This is a genomic window from Delftia sp. PE138 (assembly GCF_018320755.1).
In the GTDB taxonomy this organism is placed as follows: Bacteria; Pseudomonadota; Gammaproteobacteria; order Burkholderiales; family Burkholderiaceae_C; genus Comamonas; species Comamonas tsuruhatensis.
Map to the genome: position 1 here is coordinate 277,531 of NZ_JABEPN010000006.1, position 15,161 is coordinate 292,691.

The 15,161-nt window shown below is 68.9% G+C and carries 13 protein-coding genes; 5 read left to right on the forward strand and 8 right to left on the reverse strand.

Going from position 1 to position 15,161, the window contains the following annotated elements; translation table 11 throughout:
* Positions 1–56 precede the first annotated feature (56 nt).
* From HFGMBDPB_RS21155 to HFGMBDPB_RS21165, 3 genes are all read right to left on the reverse strand, one after another.
* On the reverse strand, positions 57–1,553 hold the full coding sequence (locus HFGMBDPB_RS21155) for a DEAD/DEAH box helicase (protein ID WP_016452606.1): 1,497 nt from the start codon (positions 1,551–1,553) through the stop codon (positions 57–59).
* A gap of 185 nt (positions 1,554–1,738) precedes the next feature.
* Positions 1,739–2,617: a KPN_02809 family neutral zinc metallopeptidase gene (ypfJ, locus tag HFGMBDPB_RS21160; protein WP_212646169.1), complete on the reverse strand. Its 879-nt coding sequence runs from the start codon at positions 2,615–2,617 to the stop codon at positions 1,739–1,741.
* A 108-nt stretch (positions 2,618–2,725) separates the two neighbouring features.
* Positions 2,726–3,082: a hypothetical protein gene (locus HFGMBDPB_RS21165; RefSeq protein WP_227472599.1), complete on the reverse strand. Its 357-nt coding sequence runs from the start codon at positions 3,080–3,082 to the stop codon at positions 2,726–2,728.
* A 101-nt stretch (positions 3,083–3,183) separates the two neighbouring features.
* Here HFGMBDPB_RS21165 and HFGMBDPB_RS21170 point away from each other — a divergent pair, with 101 nt between their 5' ends.
* From HFGMBDPB_RS21170 to nadB, 4 genes are all read left to right on the forward strand, one after another.
* A complete protein-coding gene (locus tag HFGMBDPB_RS21170; RefSeq protein ID WP_154835113.1) occupies positions 3,184–4,131 on the forward strand; it encodes a delta(1)-pyrroline-2-carboxylate reductase family protein in 948 nt (315 codons plus the stop codon).
* 15 nt (positions 4,132–4,146) lie between these two features.
* Positions 4,147–5,898 (forward strand): sensor domain-containing diguanylate cyclase, encoded by a 1,752-nt coding sequence (locus HFGMBDPB_RS21175; protein ID WP_016449011.1) that lies wholly within the window; start codon positions 4,147–4,149, stop codon positions 5,896–5,898.
* Positions 5,899–6,042: 144 nt separating this feature from the next.
* Positions 6,043–7,176: a quinolinate synthase NadA gene (gene nadA / locus HFGMBDPB_RS21180; RefSeq protein ID WP_133073319.1), complete on the forward strand. Its 1,134-nt coding sequence runs from the start codon at positions 6,043–6,045 to the stop codon at positions 7,174–7,176.
* Positions 7,177–7,186: 10 nt separating this feature from the next.
* Positions 7,187–8,689: an L-aspartate oxidase gene (gene nadB, locus HFGMBDPB_RS21185; RefSeq protein WP_212646170.1), complete on the forward strand. Its 1,503-nt coding sequence runs from the start codon at positions 7,187–7,189 to the stop codon at positions 8,687–8,689.
* A gap of 221 nt (positions 8,690–8,910) precedes the next feature.
* Here the strand turns inward: nadB and dcd are convergent, their stop codons facing one another.
* From dcd to HFGMBDPB_RS21200, 3 genes are all read right to left on the reverse strand, one after another.
* The gene (dcd, locus tag HFGMBDPB_RS21190) at positions 8,911–9,483 is read right to left on the reverse strand and encodes a dCTP deaminase (protein ID WP_013803686.1); all 573 of its coding nucleotides are present in this window, start codon (positions 9,481–9,483) and stop codon (positions 8,911–8,913) included.
* Positions 9,484–9,551: 68 nt separating this feature from the next.
* Positions 9,552–10,844 carry a guanine deaminase gene (gene guaD, locus HFGMBDPB_RS21195; protein ID WP_212646171.1) on the reverse strand — a complete coding sequence of 431 codons (1,293 nt, stop codon included), beginning with the start codon at positions 10,842–10,844 and terminating at the stop codon, positions 9,552–9,554.
* Positions 10,845–10,955: 111 nt separating this feature from the next.
* Positions 10,956–12,062: a BMP family ABC transporter substrate-binding protein gene (locus HFGMBDPB_RS21200; protein ID WP_046241130.1), complete on the reverse strand. Its 1,107-nt coding sequence runs from the start codon at positions 12,060–12,062 to the stop codon at positions 10,956–10,958.
* Positions 12,063–12,523: 461 nt separating this feature from the next.
* On the opposite strand from HFGMBDPB_RS21200, the gene HFGMBDPB_RS21205 reads away from it, so the two are divergent.
* A complete protein-coding gene (locus HFGMBDPB_RS21205; RefSeq protein ID WP_046241129.1) occupies positions 12,524–12,964 on the forward strand; it encodes an HIT family protein in 441 nt (146 codons plus the stop codon).
* Between the two features lie 6 nt (positions 12,965–12,970).
* Here HFGMBDPB_RS21205 and HFGMBDPB_RS21210 read toward each other — a convergent pair whose 3' ends face one another.
* Together HFGMBDPB_RS21210 and HFGMBDPB_RS21215 are read right to left on the reverse strand one after the other, a co-directional pair.
* Positions 12,971–14,020, reverse strand: coding sequence for an adenosine deaminase (locus tag HFGMBDPB_RS21210; protein ID WP_212646172.1), 1,050 nt, complete (start codon positions 14,018–14,020; stop codon positions 12,971–12,973).
* Positions 14,020–15,027, reverse strand: a complete 1,008-nt coding sequence (locus HFGMBDPB_RS21215) for an aromatic ring-hydroxylating dioxygenase subunit alpha (protein ID WP_212646173.1) — start codon at positions 15,025–15,027, stop codon at positions 14,020–14,022. The genes HFGMBDPB_RS21210 and HFGMBDPB_RS21215 overlap by 1 nt, the downstream gene beginning before the upstream one ends.
* Positions 15,028–15,161 lie beyond the last annotated feature (134 nt).

Sequence of the window (15,161 nt, forward strand, 5' to 3'; positions counted from 1 at the left end):
TGAAAAAACGCCTGCAAGGCAGGCGTTATTCGGGAAGCAGGCCGCGTGTGCGGCGCTCAGACCTCGGAGGTGGCGACGGGCGCGGCGGGCGCGACCGGCGCCTTGAACAGCGCCGCCAGCTTGCGCTTGGGCTTGATGTTGCCGCCGGCCTTGGGCGCAGCGCGCTGGCTTTCCCAGTTGGCGTCGGCGCTGGCCGAAGGCTCATAGGGCTTGTCGAAGAAGGGGTCGGAATGCGCCGGGCGCTGGGCCATGCGCGAGCCGCGATGGCCGAAGCCCGTGCTGCCCCGTGCGGCATCGGCACCGCGATCGCCACGCTCGCCGCCGCGATCCCGTTCACGACCATAACCGCCGCCAGCGCCTTGGCGCGGCAGCTCGTCGAAACGGTGACCACGCGGTGCGCTGCCGCGGAAATCTTCCATGGGGCAGGTTTCGACGTTGATCTTCTTCTTGATGAGCTTCTCGATCTCGCCCACCAGGCGCGCATCGTGGTTGGTCACCAGGGTCACGGCAATGCCGGAGGCGCCTGCGCGTCCCGTGCGGCCGATGCGGTGCACATAGTCTTCGGCGTTGAAGGGCACGTCGTAGTTGAAGACGGCCGGCACGTCCTTGATGTCCAGGCCGCGGGCCGCGACATCGGTACACACCAGCAGATCCACCTCGCCGCGCTTGAAGGCTTCAAGCGCCTTCAGGCGCTCGTCCTGGCTCTTGTCGCCGTGCAGCGCCGTTGCACGCAAACCGTCGCGCTCCAGCGCCCGCGTCAGGCGGGCGCAGCCCAGCTTGCTGTTGGAAAAGACGAAGGCCTGGCGGATCTCGCGCTGCTTGAGCAGCGAACGCAGCGCATAGCGCTTGTCGTCGTCGCTGACGCTGTAGAAGCGCTGCTCCACCGTGGACGCCGTCTCGTTGGGACGGGCCACTTCGATGGTGACGGGGTCTTGCAGGTAGCTGCCGGCCAGGCGCTTGATCTCGGGCGAGAAGGTGGCGCTGAACAGCAAGGTGGTCCGTGTCTTGGGCAGATGGGACAGGATGCGCTGCAGGTCGGGCAGAAAGCCGATGTCCAGCATGCGGTCCGCCTCGTCGAGCACCACGTACTCGACCTGGTTGAGCACCACGTTCTTGGCTTCGATATGGTCAAGCAGCCGGCCCGGCGTGGCCACCAGCACCTCGACGCCCTTTTTCAGTTCCAGCGTCTGCGGTTTCATGTCCATGCCGCCGAACACCACGGTGCTGCGCAGCTTGGTGTACTTGGCGTACTGGGCGATCTGCTGAGCCACCTGGTCCGCCAGTTCGCGCGTGGGCAAAAGCACCAACGCCCGCACGGGGTGCCGTGCAGGCGAAGCGGAGGCATTTTCGTGGCGCATCAGCCGCTGCAGCAACGGCAGCGAGAACGCTGCCGTCTTGCCCGTGCCGGTCTGGGCTGCGCCCATGACATCCTTGCCGGTCAGAACAACCGGAATGGCCTGCGCCTGGATGGGCGTCATGGACTCGTAGCCCATGTCGGCCACGGCGCGCGCCAGGGACTCGGCCAGTTGGAGATTGGAGAAAGAGCTTGTCATTGAGGACGCTATTGTCGCACCTAGCGCGATTTGTGCGTTGCAATAACGCCAATTGGCACCTGGACAAGCATGGCGTTGCGTGAGCGCAACCCGCAAAAACCCGGTACGAGGGCCCGCTATGCGGGCATTTTTTCATCGCCGGGACACCGCCTCGAGACGGGACAGCGCCCCTCGGGGGTCATTTTTCAAAGCGAAGCGGCCGAGAAAGTGTCGCAGGACTTGACGCTGCCGGTGCGCAGACCGGTGCTGAACCAGCGCTGGCGCTGGGCACTGGTGCCATGCGTGAAGCTGTCGGGCACGACGGCGCCGCCACCGGCGCGCTGCAGGGCGTCGTCGCCGATCTTGGAAGCGGCATTCATGGCCGACTCCACATCGCCCTGCTCCAGGATCTGGCGTGCGCTTTGCGCGCGGTTCGCCCAGACGCCGGCCAGGCAATCGGCCTGCAGCTCCAGCTTGACCGACAGATGGTTGTATTCGACCTTGCTGACGCGGCCCCGCGCACGGTCCACCTGAGCGCTGATGCCCAGCAGGTTCTGCACGTGGTGGCCCACCTCATGGGCAATCACATAGGCCTGGGCGAAATCGCCGGGCGCGCCCAGCTGGTTCTTGAGCGTCTCGTAGAAGCCCAGGTCGATATAGACCTTCTGGTCGGCAGGGCAGTAGAACGGCCCCATGGCGGACTGGCCCGTGCCGCAGGCCGTGGGCGTGGCGCCGCGGAACAGCACGAGCTTGGGATCGGCATATTGGGCGCCGCCCTGGCGGAACACCTCGCGCCACACATCCTCGGTATCGGCCAGCACGGTGGAGACGAAGCGGGCGAGCTGGTCGTCGGCCGGCGGCTTGTGGGCCGGCCCCTGGGGCTGCTGCACCTGCACCGGCGCGCCGCCGCTGAGCGCCCCCAGGATGGTCAGCGGATTGATGCCCAGCACCCAGCCACCGACCAGGGCGATGACGATGGTGCCGATGCCGATGCTGCGCCCGCCAAAGACGGGACCACCACCGCCACCACCGTCATCACGGCGGTCCTCCACATTGTCCGACTCGCGGTTGCCTTCCCATCTCATGGTGTTCGCTCCTGGATCTGTGCTGCGGCCTGCAGCATCGGGCGGCGATATTACGTCGGAACCTGCGGGGCCGCAGCGTCCGCAGTCCCGGCAATGATACGGCGTGTATCAGCGCACGGGCTGCACCGCCATGGGGGCAGTGACGGGCGGCGCCTGGCTGCGCAGTACCTGCTCGCGCGCCACCAGCACCATGCCGGCCAGCAGCGCGGCGACGATGCACAGGCCGACGACGACCGCCAGGCCCAGCCCCCATCCGCCGCGCCTGCGCCGCTCGCGTGCAGGCTCGCCGGGCCTGCGGGGCGCAGGTGCCTGTTCGCTGGGAGGCTCCTCGCGCTGCCACGGTTCGGGCGCGGGCCCGCGCCGCTGCTGCTCGTAGCGCGGGGCCGATTCCTTGCGGGGAGCTTCGGGCCGCGCCGAACCGTCCCAGCTGGGCTCCTCGCGCGGATAAGAAGGCTTTTGTGACATAGGCGACATCGTAGTGCCTGCGCAAGCCCGCGCGGGCCTGGGTGCACCACCGGACACATCGCGCATTGGCCTGCGCGCGCCTACTGTGTACAGTCGCGGCCATGAGCCATTCCAGCACGCACTCCTCCGCCGCCCTAGACGCGCAGGCCACCGCCGCCCTGCTGCCCTGGAAGGAGCTGGCCGAAGAGATCGCGGCTGTACTGCTGCAGCCCCGGGCAGTGCAGGTGCCGCCGCGCATCGTGATGCCACTGCCCGCAGGAGGCAGCCTGTTTTGCATGCCCGCCACCGATGGGCAGGTGGCCATGACCAAGCTGATCAGCCTCACGCCCGGCAATGCCGGCACGCCGCGCGCCACCATCCAGGGCGATGTGGTGGTCTTCGATGTGGCCACGGGCGAGCGCCGCCTGATCCTGGACGGCCCCACGGTCACGGCGCGGCGCACGGCCGCCGTATCGCTGCTGGCCGCGCAAAGGCTGGCTCCCAATCCGCAGGGCCCGCTGCTGATCGTGGGCGCCGGCGTGCAGGGCCTGGCCCATATGCAGGCCTTTGCAGCAGGCCTGGGCGTGCGCGAGGTCCAGGTGGCATCGCGCAGCGCCGAGAGCGCCCAGTCACTGGTCAGCCAGGCGCATGCCATGGGCCTGCAGGCCAGTGCCGTGCAGGATCTGGAGGCCGCCGCGCGCCATTGCCCGCTGATCGTGACCTGCACGCCGGCCCGCGCCGTGGTGCTGCATGCAGCCCCGCGCGCCGATGCCTTTGTCTCGGCCGTGGGCGCCTTCACGCCGCAGATGGTGGAGCTGGCGCCCAGCCTGTGCCTGGGCCTTGCGCAGGCGGGCCGCGTCGTCGTCGATACCGCAGATGCGCTGCACGAAGCCGGTGATCTGCTGCAGGCGGGCATGGACGTGGCCGCCCTGCCCACGCTGGAGCAGGTGGTGCGCGAGCAATGGCTGCGCCCGCAGGTGCCGGTGCTGTTCAAATCCTGCGGATGGGGGGGCTGGGACCTTGCGGCCACCCGCCTGGCAATGCGCCGGGCTGCGCTTCAGAACAGTTGACGACGGATTTCTGCGTTGAACGAGCTTTCTCCCCCGGATTCCCCCGCCCCGCCCCCAAGCACCGAGCCCGGCCGCTGGCAGCGCCTGGGCCTGCGCACGCAACTGGCCCTGGTCTTCGGCTCGCTGCTGGTGGGCGTGACGGTGCTGATGTCACTGGCCTTCGGCGAACTGCTGCGCTGGCGCATGGAGCGCGAGGTCAGCGCCTCGCTGCATGCCATGGCCTCCAACGCGGCGCGGCAGTTGTCTGAAGGGCTGTTCAGCCGTGCCCATACCGTGGAGGTGCTGGCCGCTTCGCCGGAGCTGTGGGTGCAAGGGCTGGATTCCCCGGGCGTGGGAGCGCTGCTCAACCGCGCCCGTTCGCTGACGCCGTCCAACCTCTGGATAGGTGTGGCCGACGCCGAGGGCACGGTGCGCAGCGCCACCGACCAGTTGCTGGTGGGCCACGATGTCAGCGACCGGCCCTGGTTCGAGCCGGGGCTGCAGCGCGTGCATGTGGGCGACGTGCGTGCCTCCTCGCCGCGCATGGCCGCGCTGCTTGCGCCCCCGGCCGACGGCGCGCCGCGCCGGTTCATGGACTTTGCAGCGCCCATCCGCGTGGGCGGACTCACGCAGGGCGTGCTGTGCATGCACAGCAGCTGGGAATGGGTGCGAGAGACCATGCAGACCTTGCAGCAGGCCGACAGCGGGGATCGCCAGATCGGCCTCTTCATCTTTGACCGCCACGGCAAGATCATCCACGCCCCGGGCGACAGCCTGGAGCCGCTGCAGGCGCTGGACCAGCGCCTGCCGGTGGCCCATACCGTGTCTGCCGATACGTCCGATGCCACGCTGCTGCCTGTGCAGGTGGCGCGCTGGCAGGACAGCCCGCAGAGCTTTCTGACGGCCACCGTGCCGCTGCAGGCCCACAACCGGGTGACGGCCATGGGCTGGCACATCGTGGCCCGCCAGCCGCACGACAGCGCCTATGCGCCCGCGCGCCAGGCCATGCACCAGGTGCTGGCCGGCGGCCTGGCGGCGGCGCTGGTGGCCGCCGTCATCGCCTGGCTGGTGGCACGAAGGCTCAGCCAGGACCTCAAGCGCCTGGCCCGCGCGGCCAACGGCATCGATGGCAGCGGCGCGGCGCCGGACATTCCGCAGCTGCACAGCAGCCGCGAAGTGCACCGCCTCTCGCAGGCGCTGCGCGGCAGCATTGCCCAGCTGCGCTCGGCCAACGAGGCCATGGAGCGCCAGGTGCGCGAGCGCACCCTGCAGCTGCAGCAGGCCAATGCCGAGCTGGAGCACCAGGCGCGCAGCGATCCGCTCACGGGCCTGCTCAACCGCCGGGGCTTCGATTTCCAGCTGGACTTCGCCATGGCGCTGGCGCGCCGCAGCGGCCGCCCCTTGAGCGTGCTCGTCATCGACGTGGACCACTTCAAGCGCATCAACGACCAGCATGGCCATGACATGGGCGACGCCGTGCTGCGCACCCTGGCGCGCGCCTTCCGCATGCGGCTGCGCGAGTCCGACGTGCTGGCCCGCATGGGGGGCGAGGAATTCCTGGCCCTGCTGCCCGACACCACGGCCGACGCGGCCGTGGCCATTGCAGAGCAACTGCGCGAACTGCTGGCCTCCACGCCCATGGCCCACGGCGAGCCCGTCACCGCCAGCGTGGGCGTGGCCACGCTGCGCGGCACCACGGACACGGCCGCCGCCATGCTGCGCCGTGGCGACGAAGCGCTGTACGAGGCCAAGGGCGCAGGCCGCAACAACGTGCAGCTTCAGCGCTGAGACGGCCCCGCGCCGCTTTCTGCCCCCTCGGCTTGCCGCCTGCCGCAAAACACCAGTGCGGGAAAAAACATCACACTAATACTCAAATTGAGCATATTATTCGCAGCCATCACCAGACCTTTTCCACAGTCCCGGACGGCCACCATGCAGCTCAAATCCGTGCAGTACGACAAGCCCCATTTCTCCCACGCCGGCCAGTGCGGCATCGGCGAGGCATGGGCCCGCATTCCCCCTGAACTGGACCGCGCCCAGCGCCTTCGGACCACCGAGCGCATACGCGCCCTGCTGCACGAGCGCGATGCCGTGCTCGTGGCCCACTACTACGTGGATGGCGAACTGCAGGACCTGGCGCGCGAGACCGGCGGCTGCGTGGGCGATTCGCTGGAGATGGCGCGCTTCGGCGCCCAGCACCAGGCCAGCACCCTGATCGTGGCCGGCGTGCGCTTCATGGGAGAGACCGCCAAGATCCTCAGCCCGGAAAAGCGCGTGCTCATGCCAGACGACGACGCCAGCTGCTCGCTGGACCTGGGCTGCCCGGCAGACGAGTTCAGCGCCTTTTGCGACGCCCACCCGGACCGCACGGTCGTGGTCTACGCCAATACCAGCGCGGCGGTGAAGGCGCGCGCCGACTGGGTGGTCACATCGTCGGTGGGACAGGACATCGTGGCCCACCTGCACGCCTGCGGCGAGAAAATCCTCTGGGCTCCCGACCGCCACCTGGGCGCCCACATCCAGCGCCAGACCGGCGCCGACATGCTGCTGTGGCATGGCTCCTGCCTGGTCCATGACGAGTTCAAGGCCGACGAACTGGCCGCCATGGCACTGGAGTATCCGCAGGCCGCCATCCTCGTGCATCCCGAGTCGCCGGCCGCCGTGGCCGCCCAGGCGGACGTGGTGGGCTCCACCACCCAGCTCATCAACGCGGCTGGCCGGCTGCCCACCGACACCTTCATCGTGGCCACCGACCAGGGCATCCTGCACGACATGCGCATGCGCTACCCGGGCAAGACCTTCTTGCCCGCGCCCACGGCCGGCCAGGGCGCCACCTGCAAGAGCTGCGCCATGTGCCCGTGGATGGCGATGAACAGCCTGCAGGGCGTGGAGCTGGCCCTGGAGCAGGGCCTGTGCGCCATCGAGGTGGACCCCGCCATCGCCCAGGCCGCGCGCCGGCCCATCGAACGCATGCTGGCTTTCGCGGCCGGCCACCGCCAGCCCGTGCGCGCCAGCGGCGACCTTGCGCGCGATGCGGCGCTCTTCCAGCACTTCGGTCCCGCCTGAGGACAGCGCCATGACACAGCCTTGCACAGACGTACTCATCATCGGCGCCGGCCTGGCCGGCATGGCCGCCGCCCTGTCGCTGCCGCCGCATCTGCGCGTGGCCCTGCTCAGCAAGGGCGCGGCCGAGGAATGCGCCAGCGCCTGGGCCCAGGGCGGCATTGCCGCCGTGCTGGATGCACAGGACAGCATCGACGAACACGTGGCGGACACCCTGGTTGCGGGCGCAGGCCAGTGCGATGCGCAGGCCGTGCGCGCCATCCTCGAGCAGGCGCCCGACGCCATCGATTGGCTGGTGGCCCACGGCGTGCCTTTCACGCGCGACGACAGCGGTGGCCTGCACCTCACGCGCGAGGGCGGCCACGGCCGCCGCCGCATCGTGCATGCCGCCGACTGCACCGGCCAGGCCGTGCACGCCGCCCTGCTGCGCGCCTGCCGGGAGCGCGCGAACATCGATCTGCATGAACACACCAGCGCGCTGGACCTGCTGACCGAAGGACAGCCTGCGCACTGCACAGGCGCGCTGGTGCGCCTGCCCGATGGCCGCCAGCAGCGCTGGCATGCCGCGCATACCGTGCTGGCCACGGGCGGGCTGGGGCAGGTCTATCCCGCCACCACCAACCCGGCCACCGCCACGGGCGATGGCGTGGCCATGGCCTGGCGCGCGGGCTGCCGCGTGGGTGATCTGGAGTTCATGCAGTTCCATCCCACGGCCCTGCAGGTGGGCGGCCGCGCGGCCGGCCTGGTCTCCGAGGCATTGCGTGGCGAAGGCGCCCTGCTGCGCCTGCCGGACGGCACGCGCTTCATGCCTGCCCATGACGAGCGGGCCGAACTGGCGCCGCGCGACATCGTGGCCCGGGCCATCCGGCACGAGATGGACCGCCATGGCCTGGCCTTCGTGCACCTGGACATCAGCCACAGGCCCCGCGCCTGGCTGCAGTCGCATTTCCCGGGCGTGATGGCCCTGTGCGCCAGCCATGGCATCGACATTGCGACGCAGCCGATTCCCGTGGCCCCCTGCGCCCACTACGCCTGCGGCGGCGTGCTGGCCGATATCGACGGGCGCACGGATGTCGATGGCCTGCACGCCATCGGCGAGGTGGCGCGCACCGGACTGCACGGCGCCAACCGGCTGGCCAGCAATTCGCTGCTCGAATGCGTGGTGATGGGCCGCGCGGCCGCCCGGGCCATCGCGCAGCAGCCGGCTGCTGCCCCGGCGCCGGCCCGGCCGACCGAAACCCTGCAGGCCGGCGCACAGGAGCAAGACACGGCAGCCGTCGCGCAGGAGTTGCGCCAGCTCATGCAGGACTGCGTGGGCATACAGCGCAGCGACCAGGGCCTGGCACAGGCCGTGCAGCGCATTGCGGCATGGCGGGAAAGGCTGGCACCTGCCGCAGGCCATGCGCTGCGCAACCAGCTCGATGTCTGCTGGCTCATGGCCACGGCCGCCGCCGCACGGCGCGAGAGCTGCGGCGCGCATTCGCGCATCGACGCCGCCCTGGCGCTGGTGGAATGAAGAATGCCCCCCACGCTCCCCTTGCTGCGCAAGGTCCGCTGCCCCCCGAGGGGGCTGCTTTTCATCTTGGGGCGGCCCGGCGATGAAGAATGACCCCCACGCTACCCTTGCTGCGCAAGGGCCGCTGCCCCCCAAGGGGGCCGCTTTTCATCTTGGGGCGGCCCGGCGATGAAAAAGGCCCGCAGCTTTCGCTGCGGGCCTTGTCTGCCGGGCCAAAGTCGTCAGGCCTTGGGAAGCGTCACGCCCACCTGCCCCTGGTACTTGCCGCCACGGTCGCGGTAGCTGACCTCGCAGACATCGTCGGGATCGCTCTCGAAGAACAGCACCTGGGCGCAGCCCTCGCCGGCATAGATGCGGGCGGGCAGCGGCGTGGTGTTGGAGAACTCCAGCGTCACATAGCCTTCCCATTCGGGCTCGAACGGCGTGACGTTGACGATGATGCCGCAGCGCGCGTAGGTGCTCTTGCCCAGGCAGATGGTCAGCACATTGCGCGGGATGCGGAAGTACTCGACCGTGCGCGCCAGCGCGAAGCTGTTGGGCGGGATGATGCAGCTGTCACCCTCGAAGTCGACGAAGCTTTTCTCATCGAAGTTCTTGGGGTCCACCACGGTGCTGTGGATGTTGGTGAACACCTTGAATTCGGGTGCGCAGCGGATGTCGTAGCCATAGCTGCTGGTGCCGTAGCTGATGATCTTGCGGCCATCGACGTTGCGAACCTGGGCCGGCTCGAAAGGCTCGATCATGCCGTGATCCTCGGCCATGCGACGGATCCACTTGTCGCTCTTAATGCTCATGGCAATTCCTCGTTCCCTAGCTGCACTTGTCAAGCGCCAGCACCCGGCCGGGCACTGGCGCAAAGGCGCTATTTTGCTTGAGAAACGACGGTGCGCTCGATCAGGCGGTCATCGCCCAGGATGATCATGGCGAACAGCAGCTCGTCCAGGCTCTCGGCCTGGCGGGTCTTGCGCTCGAGCAGCGGCGTGCAGGCCGGGTTGATGACCACGAAGTCGGCCTCGCAGCCCGGCTGCAGGTTGCCCACCTGCCCCGCCAGGCCCAGGGCGCGCGCCGCGCCCGCCGTGTGCTGCCACCACAGGTTGCCGGGCGACAGGCTCAGGCCCTGCTTGGTCTGGCCCTCGCGGCCCGCCACATAGGCGGCCTGCATGGTGCGGAAAGGGCTGAAGCTCATGCCGCCGCCCACGTCGCTGGCCAGGCCGTAGAGGAACTGCGCGGCATCGGCCCGCGCAAAGTCGAAGAAGCCGCTGCCCAGGAACAGGTTGCTGGTGGGGCTGACGGCCGCAGCGGTGCTGCGTTCACGCATCAGGGCGCGGTCCTCGTCGTCCAGGTGGATGCAGTGCGCGTAGACGGCGCGCTCGCGCATCAGGCCGAAGTCGTCGTAGACCGACAGATAGCTGCGGGCCTTCGGAAAGAGTTCGGCCACCCAGCGCACCTCGTCCAGGTTCTCGGCCACATGGGACTGGATCCAGACATCGGCGTAGCGGGCGGCCAGCTCGCCCGCGCCGCGCAGCTGCTCATGCGTGCTGGTGGGGGCAAAGCGCGGCGTGATCGCGTAGCCCAGGCGGTCCACGCCATGCCAGCGCTGGATCAGGGTTTCGGTGTCGATCAGGCTTTGCTCGGTCTGGTCGCGCACGCCGTCGGGGCTGTGGCGGTCCTGCAGGACCTTGCCCGTGATCATGCGCATGCCGCGCGCCTGCGACGCGCCCATGAGCGCATCGACCGACCCCAGGTGCGAGGTGGCAAAGGCCAGCGCCGTGGTCACGCCGTTGCGCTGCAGCTCGTCCAGGAAGAACTCGGCCACGCTGTCGGCATGCGCGCGTTCGCAGAAGGCCGACTCATGAGGGAAGGTGTATTTCTCCAGCCAGGGCAGCAGGCCTGCGGCAGGCGCGCCGATCACATCAGTCTGCGGATAGTGGATGTGCAGGTCGATGAAGCCCGGCGCCAGGATGCGGCCCGGCAGATGGGTGACTTCGGCGCCCGGCTGTCCGGTGAACTGCGCCTGCAGCGCCTGCCAGCTGCCGGCGGCGACGACGCGCTGCTGCCCCCTGTCATCCGGGGCGACGGCCAGCAGGCCGTCTTCGTCGTAGAGCGCCTGGCCATCGTCGGCAAAACGCAGCAATGAGGAACGGTAGATTTGCATGCCGCCAAGCTTAGCGGGCGGACAGGCAGATGCCATATCCGCAGCGCTATAGGCGCCATCGGCAGGCGCCACCCTAGGGTTTACGCCAGGGCGGCAGCCAGGGGTCCCACCTCACTTGGGCAGGGTGGCCTGCACGCCTTCCACCAGCCAGTTCATCTGCAGGATCTGCGCATCGTCCAGCTGCTTGCCGGCAGGAATGCGCACCTGGCCCTGGTTGTCGCGCACCGGCTGGTCGCCGGCCTTGAAGGGCTGCAGGCGGCCCTGGGCCATGTCCTTTTGGCGCTGCAGCACTTCCTCGCGCACGGCGGGCGGCAGCCTGGGGCCGAAGCCCTCCACGCGGATCATGCCCTCGCGCACGCCGCCCCAGGTGTCCTGGCTCTTCCAGCTGCCGTCCAGCACCGCTTTGGCGCGCGCCGTGTAGTAGTCGCCCCACTGGTGGGTGACGGCCAGCAACTGGGCGTCGGGCCCGTCCTTGCGCATGTCGGAGTGGTAGGCAATCGCCATGCGGCCGCGCTCCTGGGCGGCCTGCATCACGGCGGTGGATGCGACCTGGAAGGACACCACGTCCACGCCGCCGTTGAACAGTGCCATGGCCGCATCGCGCTCGCGCGGCGGGTCGAACCAGGTATCCAGCCAGACCACCTTGACCGTGGCCTTGGGATTGACCGAGCGCATGCCCAGCGTGAAGGCGTTGATGCCTTGCAGCACCTCGGGAATCGGAAAGCCGACCACGAAGCCGGCCACGCCCGTCTTGCTGGCACGGCCTGCGGCAATGCCCGACAGATAGCGGCCCTCGTAGTAGCGCGCATTCGAGGTGGCCACGTTGTCGGCGCGCTTGAAGCCCGTGACCGACTCGAACTTCACCTGCGGGAAGTCGCGCGCCACGCGCATCACGGACTCGGTGTAGCCGAAGCTGGTGGTGAAGATCAGTTGGTTGCCGCTGGCGGCCAGGTCGCGCAGCACGCGCTCGGCGTCGGGGCCCTCGGGCACGCTGTCCACGGCGCGGGTCTGCACGCGCGGGCCCAGGGCCGCCTGCAATGCGCGCCGGCCCTCGTCGTGCTGGCGCGTCCAGCCGGCGTCGAGCACGGGCGTCAGATAGACGAAGGCCGCCTTGAGGGGCGTGGAACCTGCGGGGGATGAAGGGGCGGGATGGCCTTGGGACAAGGCCGTGGATACAAGACTTGCGGCCGCGACTGCGGCTGCGAGGTTTTTGTACATGGTGTTCCTCTACATGGCCCGGAAATGAAAACGCACCTGCCGTGGGCAGCGGCCGGTGCGGGGCGCGATTATAGGCAGCGGCCCCGGGGGCTGCCTGGGCCTGCGCTTATGGCCGCCATAAGGGGCGGCAGATACCGTCTACTAGAGCGTGTTATGCACTTTTAAGTGCCCGCGAAAGCCGGGAAATGGGCCCGGAACGAGGCGCAGCGCGCGCCGCGGTTGCCATACCGCAAGTGTGCTGCAACGAAGGGCCGGGCCCATTTCCCGGCTTTCCCGAAGGGTTGGCTCTGCGCGCAGGCGCTCGCGGCGTTGCAGCGCTTGCCAAGGCTCCAGCCTTGGCGGCGCACTGCGCCTTGCGATCACCAGCGCGCAGAACCAACGCGGGTACTTAAAAGTGCTTAACACGCTCTAAGATCGTCGGCAAATTCCACCCCCCAGCAACCACCAAGGAGTACAAGACCATGCCGATGTTCGTCGATACCTCGCCCCCGGGCCAGTGCATCTTCTGCCGCCTCGTGGCGGGCGAGATCCCGTCCGCCAAGGTGTTCGAGGACGAGCAGACCATCGCCTTCATGGACATCGGCCAGGTCAATCCCGGCCATGTGCTGGTGGCCAGCAAGCGCCATGCCGTGACCCTGCTGGACCTCACGCCCGACGAGGCCGGCGCCGTGATGCGCACGGCCCAGCGCGTGGCGCAGGCCGTGCAGTCAGCGTTCGACCCCGAAGGCATCAGCCTGTTCCAGGCCAACGGCGCGGCGGGCGGGCAGACCGTCTTCCACTTCCACCTGCATGTGCTGCCGCGCCACGAGGGCGACGGCGTGGGCCTGGGCTGGCCGCGCAAGGAGCCCGGCATGCAGGCGCTGCAGGACCATGCCGAGCGCCTCAGGAAGGCGCTGGCCTGAGCGGACTCAGGCCAGGGCTGCGTACTTGGCGAACACGGCCTCCAGCTGGCGCATCCAGTGGGCGCGCTGCTGGGGCGTGACGAAGCTGGCGTCAAAGCTGTTGACCGCCAGCTGCCAGGCCTGCTGCGAGTTCATGCCCGTGGCGGCGAACAGCTGCAGGTAGTTCTCGTTCACGTAGCCGCCGAAGTAGGCCGGATCATCGGAATTGACCGTGACCTTGAGACCCGCCTCCAGCAGCTGCGGCAGGTTGTGCTGCGCCAGGTCGGCCACCACGCACAGCTTGAGGTTGGACAGTGGGCAGACGGTCAGCGGCACGCCGTCGCGCACCAGGCGCTGCATCAGGGCCTCGTCTCGCGCGGCCTGCACGCCGTGGTCTATGCGCTCGGAATGCAGCACGTCCAGCGCGCCCCAGATATAGGCGGGAGGTCCCTCCTCGCCCGCATGCGCGACCAGGTGCAGGCCCAGCTCGCGGCAGCGCGCGAACACGCGGGCGAACTTCTCGGGCGGGTTGCCGACCTCGCTGCTGTCCAGGCCCACGCCGATGAAGCGGTCGCGCAGCGGCAGCGCGGCCTCCAGCGTGGCGAAGGCGTCCTCCTCGCTGAGGTGGCGCAGAAAGCTCAGGATCAGCGCCGACGAGATGCCCTGCTCTATCTCCGCATCGCGGCAGGCGCGGTACAGGCCGTTGATCACGGTCTCCATGCCCACGCCGCGCTGGGTGTGGGTCTGGGGGTCGAAGAAGATCTCGGCATGGACCACGTTGTCCTGCGCGGCACGCGTCAGGTAGGCGCGCGCCATGTCGTAGAAATCCTGCTCGTACAGCAGCACGCTGGCGCCGGCGTAGTAGATGTCCAGAAAGCTTTGCAGGTCGGTGAAGGCATAGGCGCGGCGCAGGTCTTCCACGCTGGCATAGGGCAGCTTCACGCCGTTGCGCTGGGCCAGCGCGAAGATCAGCTCGGGCTCCAGCGAGCCTTCGATGTGCATGTGCAGCTCGGCCTTGGGCATGGCCTTGAGCAACTGGGGCAGATGCGCGGCATCCACGGCGGGTACGGTGTGCATCAGCAGACTCCGAAGGTGATGCCGCTGGCCCGGAGGTAGCGGCGGTAGGCGGACGACATGCGGTCGGCCGCAGAGTGCATTTCGGCGCGCGGGTCCAGCGGCAGGCACTTGGGCTGCTGCGACTCCAGCACGGGCTGGTCCTGGCAGAAGATGGTGTGCTGGAATTCCTGCAGCTGTGCGTCGGGCGAATCGAAGTCTGCCACGGCCAGCCGGAACCAGACGCGGCTGGTCTCGGGCGTGACGGGGCAGATGAACAGGGCGATGGACTCGCGCCATCCGGCCCGGGTGGTGCCGGATTCGGGCAGCTTGGTCAGCACGGCGGCATAGGGCGCCGTGACTTCGTAGGTGTACTCGACCTCGGCCGCGCTGGTGGAGTGCAGGTTGGACTGCGGCTGCACGGCCTTGCAGCCCGTGGCCAGCACGCCCGTGGCCGTGGTCTCCACGGCATAGGCTTCGATGGCCGTGGCGTCGCGGCTGCCCAGCCAGCCTTCGTGGACAAAGCCGAAGTGCGACATGTCCAGGAAGTTCTCGATGATGCGCGGCGCGCTGGCGGCCACGTCGTAGGGGCCGCAGTTGAGCTTGCGCAGGTGCGCGTCCGCCTCGGCTTCAAACGCTGGCAGTGCCGCCAGGGCCGCCAGGGCCGGAACAGTCGAGAGCTCCTCGCCCGTGGCCAGCCGCACCCAGACCAGGCCGTAGGCTTCCTGTGCCTCGAAGGCCTTCACGCACTGCGAGGGCGGGGGCGTGAAGCTGGGCAGGGCCGGCACCTTGACGCACTGGCCGCTGTCGGCGAACTGCCAGCCGTGGTAGGGACATTCAAGGTGGCCGTTCTCGACACGGCCCATGGACAGGCGTGCGCCACGGTGCGGGCAGCGGTCCACGAAGACGCGGACCTGGCCTTGCGGATCGCGCCACAGCACCAGGGGCTGGTCCAGCAGTTGCACGCCCAGCGGCGCATCGACAACTTCGTGGGCCTGGGCCACGGGATGCCAGAGGGAGTTTTCGATCATGGGGGGAATCTCTTGCTGTCTGTCTGTGCCGCGGCGGCGGGCAGGCCGCGGCTGGGAGCGAGCATAAACCCGCTCGATGCGCAGCACAGGTACGGTACAGGTACACCTGTGCTGCGCATGAACGCCAAGGCCGC